24 protein-coding genes and 1 pseudogene are annotated in these 23,274 nt (G+C 70.0%); 5 read left to right on the forward strand and 20 right to left on the reverse strand.

Translation table 11 applies throughout. The features are described 5' to 3' along the window. Nucleotides 1-10: 10 nt before the first annotated feature. From B9D87_RS00125 to B9D87_RS00135, 3 genes and pseudogenes are all read right to left on the reverse strand, one after another. Complete coding sequence (locus B9D87_RS00125) at nucleotides 11-1,339, reverse strand: cryptochrome/photolyase family protein (protein WP_007775638.1); 1,329 nt, start codon at nucleotides 1,337-1,339, stop codon at nucleotides 11-13. 3 nt (nucleotides 1,340-1,342) lie between these two features. After that, entirely contained in the window at nucleotides 1,343-1,822 is a 480-nt protein-coding gene (locus B9D87_RS00130; RefSeq protein WP_007775635.1) for a TspO/MBR family protein, read from the reverse strand. Next, nucleotides 1,819-3,923: pseudogene (locus B9D87_RS00135) on the reverse strand (MMPL family transporter). The gene B9D87_RS00130 and the pseudogene B9D87_RS00135 overlap by 4 nt, the downstream one beginning before the upstream one ends. Nucleotides 3,924-4,069: 146 nt before the next feature. On the opposite strand from B9D87_RS00135, the gene fni reads away from it, so the two are divergent. Then, complete coding sequence (fni, locus tag B9D87_RS00140) at nucleotides 4,070-5,116, forward strand: type 2 isopentenyl-diphosphate Delta-isomerase (RefSeq protein WP_040631531.1); 1,047 nt, start codon at nucleotides 4,070-4,072, stop codon at nucleotides 5,114-5,116. Between the two features lie 79 nt (nucleotides 5,117-5,195). On the opposite strand, the gene B9D87_RS00145 is transcribed toward fni, so the two are convergent. The 4 genes from B9D87_RS00145 to B9D87_RS00160 form a co-directional block, all read right to left on the reverse strand. Beyond that, nucleotides 5,196-5,783, reverse strand: a complete 588-nt coding sequence (locus B9D87_RS00145; protein WP_007775628.1) for a MarR family winged helix-turn-helix transcriptional regulator — start codon at nucleotides 5,781-5,783, stop codon at nucleotides 5,196-5,198. 140 nt (nucleotides 5,784-5,923) lie between these two features. After that, nucleotides 5,924-6,232 (reverse strand): DUF3140 domain-containing protein, encoded by a 309-nt coding sequence (locus B9D87_RS00150; protein ID WP_238553496.1) that lies wholly within the window; start codon nucleotides 6,230-6,232, stop codon nucleotides 5,924-5,926. 54 nt (nucleotides 6,233-6,286) lie between these two features. Continuing rightward, nucleotides 6,287-6,502, reverse strand: coding sequence for a hypervirulence associated TUDOR domain-containing protein (locus tag B9D87_RS00155; RefSeq protein ID WP_007775626.1), 216 nt, complete (start codon nucleotides 6,500-6,502; stop codon nucleotides 6,287-6,289). Next, a complete protein-coding gene (locus B9D87_RS00160) occupies nucleotides 6,499-6,936 on the reverse strand; it encodes a hypothetical protein (protein ID WP_007775624.1) in 438 nt (145 codons plus the stop codon). Before B9D87_RS00160 ends, B9D87_RS00155 begins: the two co-directional genes overlap by 4 nt. A gap of 137 nt (nucleotides 6,937-7,073) precedes the next feature. Between B9D87_RS00160 and B9D87_RS00165 the strand changes: the two genes are divergently transcribed. Beyond that, complete coding sequence (locus tag B9D87_RS00165) at nucleotides 7,074-7,298, forward strand: hypothetical protein (protein WP_040631529.1); 225 nt, start codon at nucleotides 7,074-7,076, stop codon at nucleotides 7,296-7,298. Nucleotides 7,299-7,313: 15 nt separating this feature from the next. Here the strand turns inward: B9D87_RS00165 and B9D87_RS00170 are convergent, their stop codons facing one another. Genes B9D87_RS00170 through B9D87_RS00205 form a run of 8 tightly spaced genes read right to left on the reverse strand, consistent with a single transcriptional unit; the run spans nucleotide 7,314 to nucleotide 14,801 of the window. Continuing rightward, nucleotides 7,314-8,324, reverse strand: coding sequence for a DUF5914 domain-containing protein (locus B9D87_RS00170; protein WP_007775619.1), 1,011 nt, complete (start codon nucleotides 8,322-8,324; stop codon nucleotides 7,314-7,316). Continuing rightward, nucleotides 8,321-9,847: an FAD-dependent oxidoreductase gene (locus B9D87_RS00175; RefSeq protein WP_007775617.1), complete on the reverse strand. Its 1,527-nt coding sequence runs from the start codon at nucleotides 9,845-9,847 to the stop codon at nucleotides 8,321-8,323. Before B9D87_RS00175 ends, B9D87_RS00170 begins: the two co-directional genes overlap by 4 nt. Continuing rightward, nucleotides 9,844-10,563 (reverse strand): class I SAM-dependent methyltransferase, encoded by a 720-nt coding sequence (locus tag B9D87_RS00180; RefSeq protein WP_007775615.1) that lies wholly within the window; start codon nucleotides 10,561-10,563, stop codon nucleotides 9,844-9,846. The genes B9D87_RS00175 and B9D87_RS00180 overlap by 4 nt, the downstream gene beginning before the upstream one ends. Next, entirely contained in the window at nucleotides 10,550-10,861 is a 312-nt protein-coding gene (locus B9D87_RS00185; protein WP_007775613.1) for a lycopene cyclase domain-containing protein, read from the reverse strand. The genes B9D87_RS00180 and B9D87_RS00185 overlap by 14 nt, the downstream gene beginning before the upstream one ends. Then, nucleotides 10,858-11,181 (reverse strand): lycopene cyclase domain-containing protein, encoded by a 324-nt coding sequence (locus B9D87_RS00190; RefSeq protein ID WP_007775611.1) that lies wholly within the window; start codon nucleotides 11,179-11,181, stop codon nucleotides 10,858-10,860. Before B9D87_RS00190 ends, B9D87_RS00185 begins: the two co-directional genes overlap by 4 nt. Further along, nucleotides 11,178-12,131: a phytoene/squalene synthase family protein gene (locus B9D87_RS00195; protein ID WP_040631527.1), complete on the reverse strand. Its 954-nt coding sequence runs from the start codon at nucleotides 12,129-12,131 to the stop codon at nucleotides 11,178-11,180. The genes B9D87_RS00190 and B9D87_RS00195 overlap by 4 nt, the downstream gene beginning before the upstream one ends. Then, nucleotides 12,128-13,648 (reverse strand): phytoene desaturase family protein, encoded by a 1,521-nt coding sequence (crtI, locus tag B9D87_RS00200; RefSeq protein WP_040631525.1) that lies wholly within the window; start codon nucleotides 13,646-13,648, stop codon nucleotides 12,128-12,130. The genes B9D87_RS00195 and crtI overlap by 4 nt, the downstream gene beginning before the upstream one ends. 28 nt (nucleotides 13,649-13,676) lie before the next feature. Further along, complete coding sequence (locus B9D87_RS00205) at nucleotides 13,677-14,801, reverse strand: polyprenyl synthetase family protein (protein WP_052002572.1); 1,125 nt, start codon at nucleotides 14,799-14,801, stop codon at nucleotides 13,677-13,679. Between the two features lie 267 nt (nucleotides 14,802-15,068). On the opposite strand from B9D87_RS00205, the gene B9D87_RS00210 reads away from it, so the two are divergent. Then, on the forward strand, nucleotides 15,069-15,566 hold the full coding sequence (locus B9D87_RS00210) for a MarR family winged helix-turn-helix transcriptional regulator (RefSeq protein ID WP_007775605.1): 498 nt from the start codon (nucleotides 15,069-15,071) through the stop codon (nucleotides 15,564-15,566). 23 nt (nucleotides 15,567-15,589) lie between these two features. Here B9D87_RS00210 and B9D87_RS00215 read toward each other — a convergent pair whose 3' ends face one another. Further along, nucleotides 15,590-16,021, reverse strand: a complete 432-nt coding sequence (locus B9D87_RS00215) for an STAS domain-containing protein (protein WP_007775603.1) — start codon at nucleotides 16,019-16,021, stop codon at nucleotides 15,590-15,592. A gap of 431 nt (nucleotides 16,022-16,452) precedes the next feature. Here B9D87_RS00215 and B9D87_RS00220 point away from each other — a divergent pair, with 431 nt between their 5' ends. Both B9D87_RS00220 and B9D87_RS00225 read left to right on the forward strand, forming a co-directional pair. Continuing rightward, nucleotides 16,453-17,187: an Rv1815 family serine proteinase gene (locus B9D87_RS00220; RefSeq protein WP_007775601.1), complete on the forward strand. Its 735-nt coding sequence runs from the start codon at nucleotides 16,453-16,455 to the stop codon at nucleotides 17,185-17,187. Between the two features lie 75 nt (nucleotides 17,188-17,262). Further along, a complete protein-coding gene (locus B9D87_RS00225) occupies nucleotides 17,263-17,946 on the forward strand; it encodes a hypothetical protein (protein ID WP_007775599.1) in 684 nt (227 codons plus the stop codon). A 70-nt stretch (nucleotides 17,947-18,016) separates the two neighbouring features. Here the strand turns inward: B9D87_RS00225 and B9D87_RS00230 are convergent, their stop codons facing one another. From B9D87_RS00230 to B9D87_RS00245, 4 genes are read right to left on the reverse strand one after another with little or no spacing between them, the layout of a single operon-like run. After that, nucleotides 18,017-19,372 (reverse strand): TIGR01777 family oxidoreductase, encoded by a 1,356-nt coding sequence (locus B9D87_RS00230; RefSeq protein ID WP_007775598.1) that lies wholly within the window; start codon nucleotides 19,370-19,372, stop codon nucleotides 18,017-18,019. Nucleotides 19,373-19,388: 16 nt separating this feature from the next. After that, on the reverse strand, nucleotides 19,389-20,633 hold the full coding sequence (locus B9D87_RS00235) for a glycosyltransferase family 4 protein (RefSeq protein ID WP_007775597.1): 1,245 nt from the start codon (nucleotides 20,631-20,633) through the stop codon (nucleotides 19,389-19,391). A 13-nt stretch (nucleotides 20,634-20,646) separates the two neighbouring features. After that, complete coding sequence (locus B9D87_RS00240; protein WP_007775596.1) at nucleotides 20,647-22,227, reverse strand: 1,4-alpha-glucan branching protein domain-containing protein; 1,581 nt, start codon at nucleotides 22,225-22,227, stop codon at nucleotides 20,647-20,649. Continuing rightward, the gene (locus tag B9D87_RS00245; protein WP_007775595.1) at nucleotides 22,224-23,057 is read right to left on the reverse strand and encodes a class I SAM-dependent methyltransferase; all 834 of its coding nucleotides are present in this window, start codon (nucleotides 23,055-23,057) and stop codon (nucleotides 22,224-22,226) included. The genes B9D87_RS00240 and B9D87_RS00245 overlap by 4 nt, the downstream gene beginning before the upstream one ends. Nucleotides 23,058-23,274 lie beyond the last annotated feature (217 nt).

A 23,274-nucleotide genomic window follows, 5' to 3' on the forward strand; every position in this document is an offset into this window, starting at 1 on the left:
CGAATCGCGTTCAGATGCTCTGGTAGCGCCGCAGCGCCTCGGCGCGCTCGGCGGCGTGGTCGACGATGGGCGCCGGGTAGCCGTCCGGCCGCTCACCCTTGCGCAGGTGGGCGTCGCCGGCGGCGCGCAGTTCGGGCACCCACCGCCGGACGTAATCGCCCGACGGGTCGAACCTCTCGCCCTGCGTCGTCGGGTTGAACACCCGGAAGTAGGGCGCGGCATCGGTGCCGCAGCCCGCGCACCACTGCCAGCCGTGCTGGTTGTTCGCCATGTCACCGTCAACCAGCTGATCCAGGAACCATTCGGCACCCCATTGCCACGGCAGGTGCAGGTCCTTGACCAGAAACGACGCGACGATCATCCGCACCCGGTTGTGCATGAAGCCGGTGGCGCGCAGCTGGCGCATGCCGGCGTCGACGAAGGGAAACCCGGTCTCGCCGGCCTTCCAGGCCTCGAAGCGGCGGTGGGCCTCGGCGCCGGTGTCGGTCTGGATGCCGTCGAAATCGCGGTCCCAGTTGCGCCAGGTGCTTTCCGGCCAGTGGTGTAGCACGTCGGCGTAGAAGTCACGAAAAGCCAACTCGCGCAAGAAGGCTTGCGGTCCGCTGCGGTGCAGGTCCAAGTCGGCGACCAGGGTGCGGGGATGAATCGCACCGAACTTCAGGTGCGCCGACATGCGGCTGGTCCCGCTCAGGTCTGGCCTGTTGCGGTCCTCGGCGTAGCTCTGTAATCCGTTGGCCACGAACGATTTCCACTGCTTACGCGCCGCCGCCTCACCCGCCGCCACCTCGAGGGCCGGCCCGGGATCGGGGATGTCGCATTGCTTGATCCGCAGCTGCGCCGGATCCAGCCAGCGCGCCGACTTCGCGTTCGACCGCGCCGGTTCGCGCCAGCCGGCTGTGCGCCACTGGCGCAGAAACGGCGTGAACACCTGGTAGGGCGAGCCGTCCGGCTTGGTGACGCGCCCGGGCGAGACCAGATACGGCGAGCCCGTCGCCACCAGCGGCACCGAATCCAGTGCCGCGCGCACCCGCTCGTCGCGGCGCTTTCCGAACGGTGTGAAGTCCTCGGAGACGTGCACCGACGACGCATCGATTTCCTTGGCGATGCGGGGAATCTGCGTGTGGGGCTGCCCGCGGGTGACGAGCAGCCGGCCGTCGAGATCGTCGCGCAGCCGCCGCAGCGAGTCACCCAGGTACCGCAGCCGGCGTTGTCCCGACGACTTCTCCAGGCGTGGGTCGAGCACGAAGCACGCCAGCACCCCGTCGTTTTCGGCGGCGGCGAGCAGCGCCGGATGGTCACGCAACCGCAGATCGCGGCGAAACCACAACAGTGCCGGCATGGTCTAGCGGTTCAGTCGCCAGATGTGGGTGGACAGGACGGTCGCGAAGCCGCACCACAGCGGGTAGGGGAGCAACGACAGCCCGCCGCGCGGGGTGGCTTGGGCCGTGCGCCTGACCAGATCGGCGCTGCTTGCCGTCAACGCCGCGGCGCCGACCGCGCTCGCGCCGAGCTTGTGGTACCCGAAGAACAGCCAACTCCATCCGGCGTTCAGGAGCAGGTTCGCCGTCAGCGCCACGGCGAAGTCACGCGCCTTGTCGTGCTGCCCGGCCGCGCGAAACCGGTCGATGGCCACCGCGGACGTACCCGCGATGTCACCGTAGAGCGTCGTCCACACGGTGGGGAAGGCGGCGCGGGGCGGCTGATAGGACGGCTTGCGAAGCCGCGCGTACCACGGGGAAACGGCGTCGCGGCTGGCGACGCTGCCGGCGGCGGCGGCCGCGGCGACGGCCAGGCCGGTCGCGGCCAAGGTCGACTTGTTCATGGTGCGCTCCGTTCTGGTTGTTTCCGGTCCGCTTGATGCTCAACGGTTTTGGTGTGGTCGGGGCTGGTGGGCCACCAGATGCGGTCGCCGATGAGGGCGAACAGCGCCGGGATGACCAGCGTGCGCACCACGAAGGTGTCCAGCAGGATGCCCAGCCCGACGATGATGCCCAGCTGGGTCAAAACGATCAGCGGCAACACCCCGAGCACGCAGAACACGGCGGCCAAAACGATTCCCGCACTGGTGATCACGCCCCGGTGGCCGACACGGCCCGCACCATCCCATCGCGGGCACCGTGCTGCGCGGATTCCTCGCGCGCGCGGGTGACCAAGAAGATCGTGTAATCCACGCCGAGGGCCGCCAGGAACAGAAACGCGAACAGCGGGGTGGTGTTGTCCAGCGCCGGGAAGCCGAAGACGTGCAGGCTCGCCCAGCCTCCCATGCCCAGCGCGGCCAGCGCACCCAGAATCGTCGCGGCCAGCAGCGTCGGTGGCGCGAGGGCCGACCGCAGCAGCACGCAGAGGACGATCAGGATGACGGCCAGGATCGCCGGGATCAGCAACGTTCGGTCGTGCGTGGCCGCGTCGCGAATGTCCAGGGCCTGCGCGTCCGCGCCGCCCACCAGCGCGTGCGGATCGGCGGCCCGCGTCGAATCCCGCAGCGCCGCAACGACGTCGAATGCCCGCTTCGACGACGGTGGTGCGTCGATCACCACCGACCACTTCGTCAGCCCCGACCCGGACTGGCCGGACTCGGTCACCGAGACCACACCGGGGGCCGACGTGATCGCCCGCGGCACGGCTGCGGCGTGATCGGTGCGGCCGACGACCAGGGTCGGGTTGGCCAGGCCGGCCGGAAAGTGTTCGGCCACAATGGTGTAACCGGTCACCGAGTCCGCGTGGACCCGAAATTGCTCGGTCTGCGACAGGCCGATCCGAATGCCGAACAGGCCGGCGCCAAGGGCCGCCAGCACGGCGATCGCGATGCCGGCGACCAGCGCGGGGCGGCCGGTCACCCATTCGGCGACGCGGTGCCACCCGCCGGAGTCCAGGGTTTCGCCGTCCCCGGCGTGCGGGATGAACGGCCAGAACAATCTCCGGCCGCACCCGGCCAGCACCGGGGGCAGGATCACCAACACCGAAATCGCGGCAACGACAAGGCCGCACGCCGCCAGGGCGCCCAGGCTGCGCGTGCTGGGGGTGGAGGCGAACAGCAGGGTGAGCAACGCCAGCACCACGGTGGCGTTGCTGGCCACGATGGCCGGCCCCGCCCGGCGCACCGCGCCCCGCAGCGCGGCACGGTGCTCGGACTGGTGCCGGAGCTCCTGGCGATAGCGGGAGATCAGCAACAGCGCGTAGTTGGTGCCGGCGCCGAAGACCAGCACGCTGGTGATCCCGGAGGTGGCACCGTCGAAACTCAGCCCGGTCAGTGATGCCACCGACGTGCCGACGGCCGCCGCGACCCGATCGGCGAATCCGACCACGAGCAGGGGGACCAGCCACAGCACCGGCGAGCGGTAGGTGGCGATCAGCAGCAGCGCCACCACCGCCGTCGTCACCGCGAGCAGGGTGACGTTCGCGCCCGTGAAGGCGCTGGCGATGTCGGCGCCGAATGCCGGGCCGCCCGTCACGTGCACCTGCAGGTCGGTCGGCAGGCCATCGGCCGCGGCCGTGCGCAGCGCGGCGACGGCGTCACCCAGGGCGAGCCCGGACAGGTCGGCGCTGATCGGCACGACGCCGAGGACGGCCTTGGAATCCTGCGCGGGCATCGGGGGTGCGGGCGGATTCGCGCCGGACTGGGCCGCGGCCTGCACCCGATCGCACGCGCCGTGGGCGGCGGCGATATCGGACGGGCTGAGGACCCCACCATCGGTGCGGCTGACGACCACGATCAGCGGGGCTTTGTCACCCCCGGGAAATTGCTTCGCCAGCCGGTCGACCTGCGCCGACTGGGACGACAGCGGCACCGATTGGGGGGACTGGCCCGCGGCGGCGTTGCCGCCGACGAGAACCATGAATGCGACACCCAGCAGGGCCGTGACCAGCGCGAGCAGCCACGAACGTCGGCCGGTCACCGCGGCGGCCAGCGAATCCCACACCACGACCACAACCCTTTCAGTTTGTTAAACATTAATCAACTGAAACGAAGCATCGCCACGCGGCAGTGCCGGCGATACGGGAGAGGGGGCACTATGGACATTATGAACGCGGGTGCGGGGGCAGTGTCGGACGCGAGGGGGTACCTGCGATGACCGCTGACCGGAGCGAGATGACCACCCGCAAGCGGCGCCACATCGACGTCTGCCTGAACGAGCCGGTCGGCTATGACGGCGTGACCACCGGGTTGGACCGCTACACGTTGCCGTACAACGCGCTGACTCAAACGAACCTGGGCGACATCGACTTGTCCACCGGGTTTTTCGGAGCCAACCTGCGCGCTCCGATACTCATCGGTGCGATGACCGGGGGTGCGGAGCTGTCCAGGATGATCAACCGCAATCTCGCGGCGGCCGCTCAGCAGCTGGGCCTGGGAATGATGTTGGGCTCGCAGCGGATCATGCTCGACAGTGCGCTGGGGGAGCGCGCCGCGACCAGCTTCACGGTGCGCGACGTCGCCCCGGATGTGTTGCTGTTCGGAAACATCGGGCTGGCTCAACTGACGAAGGCCGCCGTGCCGGATCTGGCCAGGGCCCTCGACCGGGTGGGCGCCGACGCGCTTGCCGTGCATACCAATCCGCTCCAGGAAGCCATGCAGCACAACGGTGACACCGATTTCTCCGGCTCGCTGAGTAGGCTGCGCGAGGCGGCCGACAGCATCGACTATCCGGTGCTGCTCAAGGAGGTCGGGCACGGCATCGGTGGCGCGGCCGCCGCCGAACTCGCTGGGGGAGAAGGCGGATTGCCGGTCGCCGGAATCGACGTCGCGGGCGCCGGTGGCACGTCGTGGTCGCGGGTCGAGCAGTTCGTGCGGTACGGCGAACTGCGCTATCCGCACCTGGCCGATTGGGGTGTCCCCACCGCCCGCGCGATCGTGGAGGTGCGTGAGGTGCTGCCGGACATCCCGCTGGTGGCATCCGGCGGCATCCGCTCCGGCATGGACGCGGCCAAGGCGCTCGCGCTGGGCGCCGATGTGGTGGCGGTGGCCCGGCCGCTGCTGGCCGCGGCGATCGAATCGACTGCGGCCGTGGTCGATTGGCTGCAGCCGTTCATCGACGAACTCAGGGTCTGCCTGCACGGCTGTGGCGCGGCGAAGCTGGCTGACCTGCGCGATGTCGACCTCATCGGCATGGCCTAGGTCCGCGCGACGTGGCCGTCATCCTGGCGTACGGCTCGCCGGCCCTGGGGCTGCTGGGCTGCGCCGCCGGGCGTCCGGTTCACCGATCGGGCGCGGCGCCGCGTCTGGCCGGACTGCGACGGCCTTTGACCGTCGCGCGCTTTGTTTCGGTGGCCGCGGGCGCCTTCGGACTCGGTGTGGCCAGCCGCGATTCGAAGCCTGCCATCGCCTCGATCATCGCGGTGAACACCCGATGTGCCGCCACCAGATCGCGATCGGGGAGGTCGGCCAGGGCCGTATGTAGCTCGGCGCCAAGGGGAGTGAAAAACGACCGGGCCAGCGCCATGCCCGGTTTCTCGTAGCGGAGCAGGGTCTTGCGCCGGTCCTGGGGATCGGGTTCGCGCCGGACGTGCCCGGCGTCGATCATGCGGTCGACCAGATAGGTGATCGCGGCCGGTGACACGTCCATCCGCCGTCGCAGCTGCGCCGCCGTCAACGGCTCCCCGGCGGTTTCGGCGACCATGATGTGCAGCAAGGCGTGAAAGTCCGTACCGCTGACATCGTTTTGCCGGGCGAAGTGCCGGCCGATGCGGTCGGACTGCGCCGTGATCGCGCGCATGTCGGCCGACATCAACTTCTCGAGTTCGGCCCGATCTGGTCGCCGGTCAGCGGCGGCGCGCTTGGTCACTTACCCGCATCCTTCTTGCAAAATACGCCAGCCAGCGTATCGGCGACCGCTCTGGGCGGCAGGCGAAACGCCCGAGCGTTTCTGGGGCCCTCAGCCTACGGCACGCGCGGCGGTTGGCCGGGCGGCGGCTCGGGCCGGTGCTATCGGGACTTCGCGGGGTCGTGGCCCCAGTTCATCAAGGAGTATCGCCACGGACTGTCGTCGATCGTGCCGTCCGGGCGTTGGGCCAGGTGGCGTTTGGCGTAGCCGACCACTTTTCGCATGTGCGCGTAGTCGGCGTCGGTGAGGTCGGCACGTTTGGCCTTGAGTATCTCGACGATGCGGCGGCCGCTGGCGTGGCCGGTGGACTCGGCACCGTGCTTTTCGCCGACACCCTTGGATTCCTCGGTGCCGAGCCACTTTCCAGCTCCCGTGCGGTCATGTTCACGGTGTCCCGGAAGCGATGCCAGGTGGTGTCTCGATCGTCGGTCATGGCCGGTCCTCGTGGATTCTGTTCACGCGCATCACTTTGCGCGACGTAGCGCGTCCGGCTTGTGCACGGCGTCGGCTCCCGTCTTGTCGCTGCGCACCTGGTACTGCGGCTCGTCGGTGGACGCCCGCACCGTGCGTCCGGCGGCTTCGGTGTCGGAGGTGATTTTGCCTTCGACCGTGCCGCGGACCGTGGTCCCGTGGCTTTGCCACTCCACTTTGTCGCCCTTGTTGAAGTCGTTGTCACTCATCGGGATTCGCCTTGCGCCGATTCGTCACCGGGGGTCGCGGTGTGGGCCGGGTGGCTGGCGGTGCGGCGGCGCTGTTTGAGCGCCATCTCGTGGACGTGCCGCCGCCCTTCGGTGAGTCGGGTCCGCACCAGCTGCTCGGTCTCTTTGAAACAGCGGTAGTAGCCCTCGTCGTACTCCTCGACGACCTGAAAGCTCCACCGGCCCGGCAGCACATTGCGCCCGATCAGCTCGCTGGTGATCCGTCGCGCGAGGTCGGCCTGGCCGATCTCGTTCAACCGCGCCACCGCCTCGTCGAGTTGCAGATCGGCACGCCCGGTGAGCTGATGGAACGAATACAAATGCCCGCGCGCTCGCTCGATGGTTTCCAGCGCCTCGGTCACTCGCCCCACCGCCTGCGCAACCTCGTCAAGGTCGATACTGGCCCCGTCGGTCATCGCATTCCTCCCCCGCGTTGACCTAGGCATTCCCGCCGCGGGGCTGACCGAATCGTCGGATTCCGTGTTTCGTCGACTCCCCGGTCAAGAGTCGCGCGGCGGTTTGAACGGGTGGACCCGGGGTATCAGGTTTGGCGATGACTGTGATCGAGACTTCCCGGCGCCTGGGGGGCGCGGAGCGCAAAGTGCTGCGCCTGCAACGACGTTTGTGGCTCGCGCAGCTGGCCATGTGGCCCACCCTGACCGTGCTGGCGGTCCTGCTCGTGGCTGGCGCGCTGTGGGTGGCGCGGCGGCGGTCGACCGGTGGCCGGCATGCCGCGGCTCCCGCGAGCAGCGCGCCGGCGGGCGAATACACCCCCTGAGCCGGCGCCGCCGGGCTACCCGAGCCCGGCGCGCACCTGGTAGCGGCGCTCGGCGTAGGCGAGGTCATCGCGCCAGAGTTTGGTGGCCGCATAGCGCATCAAGGGTGTGATCAGCGGGGCCACTCGGGAAGCGCGGGCGAAGCCGGGCCGGTCCGAATGCGCGATGGTGGCTTCCAGGACCGCCGTGCGCGGCCGGCCGTCGGGGCCCGAACCCATTGGCGTCGCGTGGGTTTCGACGACGCTGCCGGTTCCCTCGCCGTCCACGATGCGCATGACGATGGTGCGTGCCTCCGGGCAACTGAATTCCGCGACGACGGGCACGCCCAGGCGGCCCATCCGGAATGTCACCGCCACCAGGAACCGGTCGACGTGTTCGGTGGGCGTGGTGAGCACGTCGAGCCGGGTGAACGAGTAGGGGTGAAACCACGCGCCGTGCCAGGGATCGAGCCGGTTGGCGATGACGTCGCTCGGCTCGCACACACCCACCACGGCGGCGACCGCGCTCAGGGTGTCGCCGGTCGGCCGTTGCGCAAGCACCGGCCGGTCCAGCGGTTCCTCCTTGCCCACCGCGTCGAGCCGGACCCACGCCAGCACCCCGTCGTCATGGCTGGGCAACGGGCTCCAGCCGAACTCGCGCGAGCGGCCGTCCAGCGTCAGCCCGTGCCAGCGGCAGATCAGCGCGCCCCGGTGCACGGTGCCGGTGGCGAGGTCGGCGCCCAGGTGGGGACAACTGCGCGGCCCCACGCACAGCCGGCCCCCTTCGTCACGCCAGGCGACGACGCCGACGCCAGCGACGCGCGTGCCGAAGGGCCGCCCGCCCGGCACCCGGTCGCTGGCCGCGAACGCGTACCAGTTGCCGGTGGGTCTGCTCTGGGACCGCCGCAGCGCTCCGTCGATGATGGCGGGCTGTGCGTCGCGATACGTCGGGCGCTGATCGGCCCATGGCGTGCGCGGGATCACCTGCAGCGGCCAGCCTTTGGCCCGGGCGGTGGAAAGTCGCTGCTGGAGCTGTTCGCGAATGTTCATGGTCGGGTGGCTCTTTCGCGGGCGGCAAGCCAGCGCAGCAGTCGTGACCTGCCTTGGGTGGGTACCGTGGCCAACGGGTGTCCGGCTAGCCCCCATCGTTGCAGGAGTTGGTTGGCGGCGCACCAGCCGGTGGTGGCGGCCCGTTCCATCAGTGCCACCGGCAGGTCGATGCGGATCGCGTCGCCGGCCAGCAGCAGGCCGGGCGTCGGCGTGATGATCGGCGGGCGGTGCGGATAGGAGCCGGGCGAGAACAGCGGGCAGTCGCTGCGGTGCAGCAGCTTCTCGTGGACGATCTGCGCGGCGGCGGTTTCGGGATACACCCTGTGCAGTTGCCGTAGCGCGGCGGCGCGCGACGGCACGGAATCCAGTGCATACGAGTGTAATTCGACGACCGAACCGCGATGCGCGGCGGCCCAGTCGCACGCTTCGCGTTCGTAGCGTTCCAGCACGCTGATGTTGTCGAGCGGTTCGTGGCCGGCGGTGCCCAGAAACGCCGGCCGGTGCGAGGCGACCGGGCGGTCGAGCCACAACCGGTGCACGGCGAACGGCGGCGCGGTGCGCAGCCGCGCAATCTGGGCGCGCCAGTCGTCGGTGCCCAGCTCGCTGGACGCCGCGACGATCCGCTGCAAACCGGCGACATCGGTGGCCACCACGACGGCGTCGGCGTCACAGTGGTCATCGGAATCGGTGCGCACCCGAAAGGTCTTCGCCGGTTGTGTGTCGATGCGCAGGACCTTCGTGGCGAGCCGGAACCGCACGCCGCGCCCTTCGAGGTACCCGCGCAACGGTTGCCACAGCGCGCTGTCGTAGTTGGCCGACGGCACGTCGAAGATCAGGCCTTCCGACGATCCAAGGAAGTAGATGTGAAACATGGTCGCCAACTCGGCCGCGGAAAGGTTGGCAGGGTCGGCGAAGAAACTGCGGGAGAACACCTCGAAGGCGAGATGCCTTGCCGCCTCCGGGAATCGGATGTCCTCGAGGAACGTCGCGGCGTCCGTGCGGTCCAGGCGCTGGTAGGTTCCGGGCACCGAGACGGCGGCCAGCGGTGCGGCCGCGCGGGCGTCGATGCGGGCGAAGTCGCGCAGCCGGAACGTGGGACTGCGCGCCGCGAAGACCGCGGCGTTCCACGGTGGGGTGCGCGGCAGCCCCCGGAAGCTGTCGCGCCGGCCCGCCCCGTCGATCAGCGGGTAATCCTCGACCGCGGTGAGCATCCGCAACTGCGGGTCGATCCGCCCCAGCAGCGCGCGCAGGTTGTAGTACTGCCGGAAGAACGCGTGGAAGCCGCGGTTCATCGCGAGCTCGGCGTCGCCGTCCCGCTCGGTCCAGCCGCCCACCCGGCCGCCGAGGTAGTGCTCGCTTTCGATGACCTCGACGGCGACGCCGCGCTCGGCCAGTCCGGTGGCGGCCGCCAGCCCGGCGATCCCGCCGCCGACGACGGCCACCCGCGGGCGCGATTCCAGGGCGCCCGCGTCGGGCAATCCCGTTGGCGCCGCGAATGTTCGGCGCCGCCGATCGATGCTCATCGCGGCGCATCCGCCAGGAAGGTGTGCACGATGTTGGCCTCCCAACCGGGCATCGTCTCGCTGTGCACCGCGGTGAAGCCGGCCTCGGCGAGGCGACCCCGAAATCGCGTGGCGCCGTCGAATGCCAGCACGCTGCGCCACAGGTAGCGGTACAGCCCGGCGTCGCGGGTGCGCCACCACCCGGCGGGGATGATGATTCCCCAGCACAGGGCGTGCCAGATGCGGGTGGCCGCGGGGGAATCGCGCACCGAGTATTCGTGCACCGCCAGCGTGCCGCCCGGCCGCAGCAACTCGCGGAACCTGCGCAGCTGCGCGTCGCGGTCGGCGACGTTGCGGATCAGGTAGGCGGCCAGGATGCCGTCGAACGGCCCGGCGATTCCGTGCTCGGCCAGCTGTTCGACCGGGGTGTGCACGAAGCGCACCGAGGCGGGCCAGTCCTTGGCGCGCGCCGCGTCGAGCATCCCCCGCGACGCGTCGACGGCGACGATGTCGGCCTCGGGCGCGGCGGCGAGCAGCGCGGCCGTCGAGGCGCCCGTGCCGCATCCGGCGTCGAGCAACCGTAACCCCTTGCCGTGGGCGGGAATCCGCATCCGGCGCGCCGACAGGGCCAGCTGCGCGTGGTAGCCGGGGCTGGCGCCGACCAGGCGATCGTAGGCCGGGGCACCCGCGTCGAACGCGGCCGCCAACTCGCCGGGGCCCGCATCACCGCCGCGCACGTTGCCGCTCCCACAGCAGCAGCACCGCGGTGACCAACGCGAAGCCGAACAAAAAGTCCTCGACCGGGATGTCGAACGGGAAACGCGCGCCGCTCAGCTGCCGATCGTCGTATCCGACGATGGGCGAGCTGAGTTTGGTCAGCCAGCCGTCCACCGGGACCTGGAACCCGAGCACGATCAACATCGACAGCCAGTACGCGGGCCGCCGGAAGAGCCCGGTGCGCAGCACCGCCAATTCCAGTGCGCAGACCAGCAATACCGCCAGCGCCGCCGGCAGGGTGTAGCCGAGGCCGGTCATCGGCGATGCACCTTCTGCAGGATGGTGGTGACGGCGTTGTAGGTCAGCAACGCGCACACCGGGATGACGAGGAAGAACAGCACCTCCTCGATCGGCACCCGAAACGGGATGCTCAGGCCGCACAGGTACCGGCGGTCGTAGGTCCACACGTGCGCGGCCACCGCGATCTCATCCCAGACCAGGAACACCGCGGCCACCGGCACGACCGCCTTGATGACCCGCCGCCACTGGCGGTAGACGCCGGGGCCGAAGAATTCCAGCGGCGCGGTGATCACCAGGCAGGCGGCGAGCACCGCCAGGTACTGCCACCGATCGCTCATGCGGCCCCCGACTGACGAACGCCCCGCGCGCCGTTTCGCGCCCGCCACGACCGTATCAGTCCCGCGCCGGCGACCCGAAGCCGTCGGGCCGTGCCGACCGTGGCCCGGTGATCGAACACCGCGAAGTCGCTTCTTTCGATGCAGTCCAAGATCTCTGAGTACAGCGCCGCCGCGGTCGCCACGCACGGCCGCGAGCGGCGGGCGAGCGTGCCGATCCCGTTCGCGGCGAATCGGTAGGTCTGGCGGGCGATTTCGTGCTGGGCGATCAGGGCCCGGCGCACCCGTGGATCGGTGCGACGGTGCTCGTGGCACCACACCAGCAGCTCTCGATCGACGCCCTCGGCGGTTAGTTCGTCGGCCGGCAGATAAACCCGGCCGCGCTGCAGGTCCTCGTCGACGTCGCGCAGGAAATTGGTCAACTGAAACGCCCGGCCCAGCGCCGCGGCGTACGGCGCCGCCTCCCGCACCGACGTCACCGTGCCCAATATCGGAAGCACTTGCAGCCCAATGGCTTCCGCGGAGCCCCGCATGTAGAGGTTGAGAGCTTGGCGATCGGGATAGTCGGTGACCGTGAGGTCCATCCGCATCGAAGCCAGGAAGTCCTCGAACAGATCCGCGCTGATCCGGTAGCGGCGCACGGTGTCGGTGACCGCCGCGACCAGCGGATCGTCCAGGTGGGCGCCGTCGGAGAAGAAGCGCTCCGACAGCTGCTGCAGCCGCCGGGCCCGGGCGTCGGCGCCGACCCGCGGGTCGAGGTCGTCGAGGATGTCGTCGGCGTACCGGGCGAAGCCGTACAGCGCGTGCACGGGCGGCCGCTGGTCGGGCGCGAGCAGTCGGGTGGCCAGGAAGAAGGTGCGGCCATGCGCGGCATTGAGTTCGCGGCATTGCCGGTATCCGTCGCGCAGCCGCGGATCGTCGATTCCGGCCGCGGTCAGCTCGCCGCGCATCACGGCAGCCCCGCTTTCAAATCGATGTGCGCCGCCGATCGCGCGGGGATGCCGGTGATGCGGTCGGCGGCGAGGCGCCCGGAGATCAGCGTGGTCGGCACCCCGACGCCGGGCACCGTGGAGGATCCGGCGAGCACCGCGTTGTCGATGCCGCGCACCATGTTGCCCGGCCGGAACGGGCCCGTCTGGCCGAACGTATGGGCGAGCGCGAACGGGCTGCCGGCCGCCATGCCCTGCCGCGCCCAGTCGGCCGGCGTGACGACATCCAAAACCGTTGCGTCGTGCGGCAAACCGGGCAACAGTCGATCGGCGACGTGCGAGATCATGTCCTCGACGTAGGCGCCTCCGGTGCCGTCCCAATCGATGGTGCCCCGTTCCAGGTTCGGCGCCGGCGCGAGCACATAGAGCAGGTCGCGGCCCTCGGGAGCGAGGGTGGGGTCGCTGGCCGTCGGCCGGGTGACCAACAGGGAGGGGTCGCGCATGAGCCGTCCCTCGTCGACGATGTCGGTGAAAGTCTGATCCCACGCCTCGCCGAACAGGATGGTGTGGTGGGCCGTCCCGGGTGCGACGGCCGGACAACCCAGGTGCGCGACGACGGCCGAGGGTGAGGGCCGCAGCCGCGCCACACGACGCGGTGTGCGGCCCAGCAGCGCGTAGGTCTGCGGCAACTCGGTGGTCAGCACCACCGCGTCGCAGGCGATGCGTCCGGTCCGCTCGGACACCACCGCGCTGACCCGACCGCCGGTGCGTTCGAGCGCGGTAACGGTTGCGCCGTAACAGAATCGGACGCCGGCGTCGGCGGCGGCCGCGGCCAGCGCGTCGGGCAAGGCGCGCACGCCCCCGCGCGGAAACACCACACCGGAGATGGTGTCCATGTAGGCGATCACCGCGTACACCGCCAGCGCGTCGCGCGGCGCCACGCCCGCGTACAGCGACTGGAAGGTGAAGATCCGCCGCAGCCGTGGGTCGCTGATGTACCGCCTGACCATCCGGTCCCACTTGCGGAAGCCGCCGATCGCGGTCAGCTGCGCCAGCTGCGGGGTGAGCAGCGACAGCGGGGAATCGAAGTTCGCGGCGATGAAACCGTCGAATTCGGTGCGGTACAACCGCGTCAACCACTTCCGGAGCCGCCGGTAGCCCGCCGCCTGCCCGAAGCCGGCGAACTCCGCCACGGCGTCGGCCATCCGGTCCTCGTCACTGTGCACGTCCAGCGCACTCCCGTCGGCGAACACCGCGCGGTAGGCCGGGTCGACCGTCAGCAACTCCATGCGGTCGCCGAGTCGCTCGCCCACGGCCGCGAACGTCTCGTCGATGATGTCCGGCATGGTGAGCACCGTTGGCCCTGTGTCGATCCGGTAGCCGTCGATGTCGAGCCGCCCGGCGCGCCCGCCCGGCCACGGCTCACGCTCGAGAACCGTCACCGCGCGCCCGCGGCCCGCCAGGTGCAGCGCCGCGGAGAGTCCGGCCAGCCCGGCGCCGATCACAACCACGTGATCGGCGCGCCCTTCGATGGTCCGCATGATCAACAAGCTCCCCGGTCGGTGCTACTCATTCGGCGCGATCCGTGCAGACGGCCGCCATTTCGGCCAGCGCGGTGCGCACCGGCTCGCCGATCGGCAGGTCGCCGAGGTGATCGCGCGCGGAAGCGACGCGGTCACCGATCATCTGCTCGATCAGCTGCACCGCGCCGGTCTCGGCGATCAGCGCCTTCCACCGCTCGATCGCGTTGTCGTCGAGGGCTTCACGATTCGCCAGGCCGACGAGTTCACGCCGGGTCGGCGCATCGGCCAGCTGGTGGGCGGCCACCACCACGCTGGTGGCCTTGCGCTCCAGCAGGTCGCCGGCGCCCGGCTTGCCCGTCACCGCCGGCGAGCCGAAGACGCCCAGTATGTCGTCGCGAAGCTGGAACGCCTCGCCGACGGCGGCGCCATAGCGGCCGAGTTGGGACAGCGTCCGATCGTCGCACTCGCCCATAGCCGCGCCGATTTCCAGCGGCCGGCGCACCGTGTAGTTGCCCGACTTACGCCGTGCCACGTCGAGCACGGCTTCCAGCCCGGGCAGCTGGCGCGCATCGTTGGTCAGGTCGGCGAACTGCCCGACGGCGAGCTCGGTGCGCATGGCGTCATAGCGCGGCCACGCGCGTTGCAGGCGTCGCGGCTCGACGCCGCTGTCGCGCAGCATCTGTTCGGCCCAGATGAGGCACAGGTCGCCGAGCAGTATGGCGGCGGATTCACCGAACCGCCGCGACGATCCCGGCAATCCGCGCTCGCGATGCCATTGGCCGAATTGCCGATGCGCCGACGCGCGCCCGCGCCGTTCGTCGGAACCATCCATGACGTCGTCCTGCAGCAACGCGAAGGCGTGCACCAACTCGAAGCTGGCGGCGGCCCGCAGCGCCGCGTCGTCGGGCGGTGCGCCGCACAGCCAGCCCAGATACACGAACGTCGACCGCAGGCACTTACCGCCGGAGACGAACTGAACCAGGATGTCGCCGGCGGCTTCCATGCGCGCATCGTCCAGTTCGCCGGCACGTCGCGCTGCGATGAAATCGGCGACGTCGCCCAGGACCATCCGCCGCACGTTCGATCGCCATGCTTGGAAGTCGTCCGCGCTCAGCCAACCGATCGCCAGCGGCGGCGAAGCCGTGGCGGGTGAAAACGACAAAGCTCCCATAATGTCCAAGCGCTCCCTCCCGGACGGCTTGGCATGCCCAGACCTGCGGCCTAAACACCCGCGTCATACCCGTCGGCGAGCCCGGTAAAACCCCAGCGCCGTCCGCCAGACGCGCCCTCGCGTCGCCCGCTACCACATACCCACCTCGTTCAATAACTTAAACATTAATTTAATGAACTGAACCGTCTCGCGCCAGCCGGGACACCGGTCGGCCGAACCATTAAGTAACTGAAATGTCACCGCGATCGGCGATATGCTCGCAGCGTTATGGACGCCGATGCGCGCAGCCGCGGCCGAGATGAGCTGGAATCGCTCATCTCGGCCGATCTGCGGGAGCTCTCAACCGGGTCCGATCAGATCGGTCAGCTGTTCGCGCTGATACACAGCCTGCGGCCCAATGATTTTCGTGCCCTGCTCTACATCATGGTGGCCGAGATGAGTGGCCGGCCGATGACCTCGAGCGACCTGCGCCAGCGGATGGGACTGTCGGGCTCGGCGATCACCTATCTGGTAGACCGGCTGATCGACGCCGGCCATATCCGTCGGGACGGCCACCCGGCCGACCGCCGAAAAGTCGTGTTGCGTAACGACGAATCGGGCCTGGCCACCGCACGGTCGTTCTTCAGTCCGCTGAACGCGCACGCCCACGTCGCGCTCGCCGACCTACCCGACGCCGACCTGACCGCCGCGCACCGGGTTTTCGCCGCACTGATCGACGCGCTGCGGTGCTTTCAGGACGAATTGGGTGAAGCCCCGAAACCCTGACCCCCCAACGGGTTAGGCGAATATCACGACGCGGCGCTGTGCGCGGTACGGGCCGGGGCCGGTCGTGGGCGGGCCAAATCGGAGAGGAACTGCCGTCGCGCCCACAGTACGTCTTCCAGGTTCTGGAACGCCTCGGGCACCGAACCGGCGATCGACAGCCCGTTGTGGTGCACGATCCGCAACAGGGGACGAACCGCCGCGCCGCCGACCACGCTGCAGTACACCCGCGCCTTGCGGAACTCGTCGTTGAGCAACAGCAGCGCCCGAAACCCCTCCACGCTGACGAAACGCAGATGACTGAGGTCGAGGACCAGCGGGGTCTTGAGCCGGGCGAAGTTTCGGATTGCCCCGGTGAGGTCGTTGGCGTTGCAGGCGTCGACCTCGCCGTCGACGCGCAGGACCGTGCCGAGGTTGCGCGCGTAGACGAACAGGTGGGCCCTGCCGAAGTGAGCCATGTACCGGCAGCGGGTGGGGTCATGTGGGTCCGCGGAATTTGCGGAGCGAATAGCGGCCATGAGAGCGCCTATCGGATGGTGGTGAGGCGGGAGCGAACGGCGTTCTGCACACCGCCCCCGTCAAAGACGCAGCTGTGAACTCAACCTGTCGGCAGCCTACCGCCGAGGTGGGCGCCCTGATACGGATACGCCGAAGCCGCTCGGGTCGAGGCGCCAACACCGTGTAATCCGGACCTGGGTTTTCCGGCGCAGTTCGACGCGTGTACGTCCGCGAGGTCTTCGTTTTGCGGCCTTTGGGCAACCAACGCCTGTTCGCTTGCCGGCCCGCCTGACGGCGGTTTGGCCCCCTCGGAGGCGGGTATACGCGTGTTCAACAACAAACCGCGGTGACCCCTGATGGACGTGAGGGGTGATGCGTCCCGATGGTCCCAATGGAAGAGCTCGGACGCCGGTGCTGCCGGCTGGCGATCGCCTCGGCGGCCACGACGATGTTCTGCGCCGCACCGGGTCAGGCCGTCGCCGACCCGGGCGCCACCGTGTTTCCCGGAATGGAGATCCGCCAGGGCAATACCGTCTGCATGGTGGGCCTGGTCGAGCCGCGGTTGCGGGTCGCGCTGACCAGCGGCCAATGCGATGGCGGACAGCCGGTGGTGACCGACCGCGACCGCAAACCGATCGGCAACGTGGTGCTGGGCCGCCGCCAGGTCGACGCCGACTCCACGGCGGACACCTCGATGCTGCCGGTGGAATACGAGGTCATCGCGATCGCGCCGGAGGTGACGGCCACCGACGTGTTGCCGACGGGGCGCCACCTGGGCTCCGTGCCCGGCACCCGCGCCCAGCCCGGGCTGCCCGTGTGCCAGTTGCGCACGGCGACGGGGCAACGGTGCGGCACTGTCAGCTCGGTGGGCAACGGCCGCTTCGCGATCACCGACATGGCCTCCGACAGCCGGGACTTCGGTGGTCCGGTGTACACGCTGAGCGACGACAACAATGCCGTGATCGTCGGATTGGTCGAGGGCACCTGGCGATCGTCGCCTCAGATCGAGTCGTGGCAGGCCGTCATGGCGCAGGTCTACATCGACAGCCACACCTACAGCCCGCAGCAAAAGCCGCCCACCCTGCGAATGATCGGCTGGCGCACAACGGCTTTTGCGTCACGGTAATTTCTACCCACCGCCCAGCGGTGGCGATGTCGCGCGCGCCCGTTTCCCCCGCCGCAGAATGGGAATCCGCCGCCGGTGAACGTTTTCGAGCTTGTCGCGTTGCCCTTCCAGTGGGGCTCCGCGATCCGGGGCAAACGGTTCTTCCACCCGATCGGGGTGCTGGCGCAGGGCTACATCGAACGCGTTGCCCCTCCGGCGCAGGGCTTGCCGATCGGATCCTCGGAGATTGTTGCGCGCCTGTCGAAGGCCACCGGGACCCCGGGGGCGCTGCCCGACTTCATCGGGTTGGCCGTCCGGCTGCCCACGCCCCAGCCGGCCGACAAGCCATGGGACATCCTGCTCGTCTCGTCCGGGTCGGGGGTGCTGTCGCGCGCCCTGGCGCTACGGCCGGCCACATCGTGGAACGGCCAGACCCTGACCACGCTGATGCCGTTGCACTATCAGAACAACAACTGGTGGTTGCGGGCCCGAACCTCGCGCGAGATCGGCGGCCCGGGTCTGAGCCTGGACGCTGTCCGGTCCAAGCTCGAGCGCAGCAACATCGAGGTGACACTCGACCAGGCCTGCGGCAGCGGCGATTTCACCCCCCTGGCCCGCATCACGCTGACCACCGCCCTGGATCCCGAGCGCGACCGCGACGTGTCATTCGATCCCGTACTCAACACGGCGCCCGGCTTGAGTCTGCACCCGCGGTGGCTGGCCGATCTGCGCGCCCGCGCCTACCAGCACAGCCGCGACGGCAGAGATGCCGCAAAGTAGCCGCTCACACGTGACGTCACCGCCGGACCGCTCACCGTTCGGCGGGTGCCCTGAAAACCTTCGGGATCCGTCAGCCGGTGCGGCCCAACAGATGGCGCAGCGCCGCCTCGAGGTCCGGCTGACGGAACCGGTGTCCGGCCGTGGCGAGCGCCGCGGGTGCTACCCGCTGGCTCGCGCACGCCAGTTCGCGGGCGCCCTGCTCGCCCAGCAGTAGCCGCGGGCCCAGCGCCGGCACCGGCAGCAGGGCCGGCCGGCGCAGCACCTTGGCCAGGACGGCGGTGTATTCGCTGTTGCGAACCGGCTGCGGCGCAACGGCATTCACCGGACCCGAGAGGGTGGCGTCCCACAGCGCGCGGTGATAGACGTCCACCAGGTCGTCGATCCCGATCCAGGACAGCCATTGGCGCCCGTCGCCGAGCCGGCCGCCAAGGCCGGCGCTGAACAGCGGGCGCATCAGCTTCAGCGTGCCGCCGGCCGGCGACTGCACGATGCCGGTGCGCACCCGCACCACGCGCACCCCGGCCTGCTGCGCCGGCGTGGTCGCCTGCTCCCAGTCGGCCACCACGTCAGCCAGGAATCCGTCGCCGCGATCGCTGTCCTCGGTCAGGGTGTCATCGCCGCGGTCGTATCCGTAGTAGCCGATCGCCGACGCCGAGACCAGCACGGCCGGCCGGGGGTCGGCGCGGCCCAGCAGTTCGGCCAGCCGGGCGGTGGGCCCAATCCTGCTGTCCCGGATGGCCCGCCGGTGGTCGTCGGTGAACCGGCCGGCGATCGATGCTCCCGCCAGGTGGATCACCGCGTCGACCCCTTCGAACAGCCGCGGCTCGGGATCGTCGGTGTCCCACCGTCGCTCGTCGTCGCCTTGTGGCGCGTGCCGGACCAGCCGGATCACCCGGTGGCCGCCGGTGCGCAGGAAGGCGGTCAATGCCGAACCGATGAGTCCGGAGGATCCGGTGACGGCGATCGTCAACGGCCGCAGCCCGTTCTCGGCGGCCAGCCGGTGTGCGGCCAGATCGCCGGCCAGCTGCCGGTGCCGGTAGTCGAACATCGGCCGCAACAGGGCACCGGGCACCGGGGTGTCCACCCGGTCGATCACCCTGGTGCGGTTGCCGCCGAGGTCCTCGAATTCGTGGGTGTGGTTCCACCGCACGGCAATTCGCGCCGGCAGCGTGGCCAGGCCGTCGCCGCCGATGGCGTCGACGAAACGCCGCGGCGGGTCATAGCCGTCGGGCTGATGGACGGCTACCCAGCGCAGACCCCCGGGCAGCGCCAGCGTGGCCCGCCCGTCCTTGAGTGAGGCCGCCTCGGTGACCAGCCGCATCGGCTGCCACGGCGGCGAGAGCCGGGTGAACGCGCCCGGTCTGGCATGCCAATCGAAAACGTCGGTGATGGGAGCGTCCACGACGCTCGAATACTCCAGCCCCATCCCTCAAACGTTAGTGCTACCGGTCCGGCAGGGCGTGTTCGACGATGGGCAGCCGGGCCTGGGGCTGCCGCACGCCACGCTTGGCCGACAGGTAGACCTGCGCGGTCTTGTCGGCCACCGTGTGCCAATCGAAATCCGAGGTGAGTCGCTCGCGGGCGGCGTGGGCGCGCTGCTGCGCGGCCTGCGGGTCGTCGAGCACGGTGCGCACCGCCGCGGCCAGCCGGGCCACATCGCGCGGCGGGCACGACACCCCGGTCTGGCCGTTGATCACCGCCTCGCCCAGGCCGCCGATGTCCGAGGTCACCAGGGGAGTGCCGGCGGCGGCGGCCTCCAGCGCGACGATCCCGAACGGCTCGTAGTGGCTGGGCAGCACCGCGGCGTCGGCGCGATGCAGGACGGCCAGCAGCTCGGCGTGTTCGAGGTGCCCGACGAACCGGATTGCCTTGAGCACCTTGTGTTTACGCGCCTGCTCGACGAGCCAGCCCTGCTGGGTGCCCTCGCCGGCGATGGTCAGCGTGGTGCCGGGGTGGCTGCGCCGGATCCGCGGCAGCGCGGCGATGACGTCGTGCACACCCTTCTCGTATTCCAGCCGGCCCAGGTAGAGCAGCTCGGCCGGCCCGGTGCGCGGCCGGCGCGCCGCGAACGGCCAGCGCGCCGTCTCGATGCCGTTGCAGATCACCGTGATCTCGGCCAGGCCGGGACCGAACAGTTCGGTGATCTCGTCGGCCATCGACGCCGAACATGTGATCAGCGAGTCGGATTCGCGCACCAGCCACGATTCGATGGCGTGCACCTGGCGGCTGATCGCGCCGCTGACCCAGCCGGAATGCCGGCCGGCTTCGGTGGCGTGGATCGTGGAAACCATTGGCGCATCGTAGAATTGGGCGAGAGCGATCGCCGGGTGGGCCACCAGCCAGTCGTGGGCGTGCACCACGTCGGGCCGCCAGGCGCGGTTGGTGCCCGGCTTCGTCAGCGGCAGCCCGGCGCGAATCATGGAGTGGCCCATCGCGAGTGTCCACGCCATCATGTCGGTGCCGAAGGTGAATTCGTGCGGATCCTGAGCGGCCGCGATCACCCGGACGCCCTCGCTGATGTGGTCGGACGACGGATGGCTGCGGGGATCGGTTCCGGTGGGGCGCCGCGACAGCACGACGACGTCGTGACCGGCGGCGGCCAGCGCGGTCGACAGATGATGCACGTGCCGGCCAAGCCCGCCGATCACCACCGGCGGGTATTCCCACGACACCATCAGGATTTTCACGTCGCCGCCCGCCTCATCGGGGCAGCCTGCGGGCATCGAGGGCGCCGAACAACCCGTCGGCGCGGTTCCATCCCTCCGCCAGCCGCTGCGCGGTGTCGCGCCGGCCCGACGCCAGCGCGTCGGCGATTTCGCGGGTGGCGTGCGCGTGCAGGTGGGCGCGGTAGCGCGCGTAGTCGGTGGCCGAATCCTTGCTCACCATGAACGGCCAGTCGCTGGACACGGTGAGCAGCGTTTCGCGCAGGATCTGATCGGCGACGTGGTCGCGGGGGATGGGCCCGTCCAGCGGCGCGGTCTGGGACAGCGCCTTGTCGACGGTGCTCAGCGCCATGTCGACGACTTCGCTGTTCAGGGCGACCAGGTCGGCGACCTGGTCGCCGGCCCACACCTGCCAGTCCTTGCCCGAGCCCCACGAGCTGGGCGGTAGGGCCACCGGGTCGCCGACGAAGCCGTCGGCGATGGCGTCGGTCAGCGTGCCCACCCGCACCCCGGCCTCGGGCAGGGCGCGCAGCACCCGCTCCAGCCAGGTCGGGCCCTCGTACCACCAGTGACCGAACAGCTCGGTGTCGAAGGCGGCGACCACGTGGGCGGGTCGCCCGATGCGCTCGGACTCCGCGAGCAGGCGGTTGCGGACCACGTCGACGAAGTCGGCGACGTGCGTGTCGACCGCGTGGTCGGCGCGCTCCGGGTCGTAGGGCGCCTTGTCCTCCGAGGACACGTTGCGGCCCGTGACCCGCGCCGGCTTGAGTCCGGTGAGGTGGTCGTAGGTGTGGAAGTCGCGGTACGCGGCGTGCCCGGGGTAGCCCGATTTCGGGGACCACACCCGGTAGCTGACCTGCAGATCGCGCCCGAACGCGACCACGTCGGTGTCGCCGACGGGCCGGCCCAGCGCGGTGTCGCCGTGCAGCGACGGGCCGTCGACCATGAAATGGGTGACGCCGGCGGCCGCATAGTCGTGTTCCATGCCGGGCGCGTACGCGCATTCGGGCGCCCAGATCCCGCCCGGGCGGTGTGCCAGGCGCGCCTGGGCGTCGGCCAGGCCCTCGCGCAGCGCGAACTCGCGCAGCCGCGGCGCCAACAGCGGTTGGAACGGGTGGGCCAGCGGGCCGCCGAGCAGCTCGACCGTGCCGGCGTCGAGCAGGCTGCGCAGCAGCGGGCTGCCGCCGTGCCGCCACCGGGTGGCGAAGTCGTCCAGCGCCCGCTGCGCCTCGTCGGACTCACGAATTCCCAAGGCGCGCAATGCTTCCGGTGTGCAGGACTGGTAGCCGGCCGACTTCGAGCGGGGCGCGGACCGCACGCTGGTGGCCTCCAGGCCGCGCAGCCGCCAGTTCGCCAGCCAGTGATGCATGCCGTCCAGGCAGTACGGGTCGTCCAGTTGGGCGTTCACCACCGGCGTGACGCCCAGCGTGATCACGCCCCGGCGGTCTTCGCCGGCCAGGGTGTGCAGCACGCGCAGCAGCGGCAGGTAGGACGCCGCCCACGATTGATACAGCCATTCCTCGCCGACCGGCCAGCGGCCGTGGTGGGCCAGCCAGGGCAGGTGGGTGTGCAAAACCAGGGTGAAGAGGCCGGGAACCCGGTCCTGCGACGCGCTCACGGCGCTACCGCGATCGCGATCAGGTCGAGGCTGTCGTCGATGTGGTGGCCGGTATGCGCGCCCGCGCCGGCCTCGACCAGGTCGAAGTCGGCGGTGGTGACCGCGGCGACGTCGGCCGCCAGCTCGGGCGGCCACGGGGCCCCGGGGTCAGCGGCCATCGCGCGCTGGATCTGCGCGTCGATGATCGAGCCGCCGTGCCGGGCATCCATCTCGCGAAGCCGGGGGCCGTGAAACAGGCCGCTGACCGAAACATTCGTGAAACCGCCGTCGTGGAGCAGCTGGGTCAGCTCGGCGGCGTTGAGTTCCCGGGTGTGGAAGGGGTTGATCGGGGTGTCGCGGCCCGGCGAGAAGGTGATCCGGTTGGGCGTCGACATCAGCAAAAGCCCCGACGGGCGCAGCACCCGGGCGCATTCGACGACGAACTGTGTCTGGTCCCACAGGTGCTCGATCACCTGGAAGTTGACCACAATATCCACCGACGCGTCGGGCAGCGGCAGCTGCGCGAGGTTGGCCTGCATGACGTCCACCCGGGGGTAGCGGCTGCGGACATGGGCCACCGCGGCCTCGTCGTAGTCCACCGCGATGACGCGGCGGGCCACGCCGGCGATCAGGTCCGCGCCGTAGCCCTCGCCGCAGCCGGCCTCGAGCACGTCGGCGTCCACGCAGCGCTCGGCAAGCCGCTGGTAGACGACCTCGTGTCGGCGAAACCAGTAGTTCTCGATGTCCAGGCCGGGGATGGTGCGCTCGCCCGTCAGCATCATCACCGCGTCGCCCGCCGACGCCGTGTCGGCCGGGGGGTGCTGCGGAACGTCGGGGACCAGTGCGCTCATTGCATAGGCAGGCTAACGCGAAGTGTCGGATTCGCGAACCGGGGAAGCGGGGCCCCGCTTCTCACGCGGCGGACGGGCTGCGAGAACGTGCACTACGACCAGCTATGGTGTGAATGCATACCGCACAAAGTTACCGGGTAGTAACACGGCCGTGCGTTGCGAAAAAACGCGTACCGAGGTCTCGCAGCCGATCGCTGCGGACCCCTTCGAGGAGGAC

It is taken from the genome of Mycobacterium colombiense CECT 3035 (genome assembly GCF_002105755.1).
In the GTDB taxonomy this organism is placed as follows: domain Bacteria; phylum Actinomycetota; class Actinomycetes; order Mycobacteriales; family Mycobacteriaceae; genus Mycobacterium; species Mycobacterium colombiense.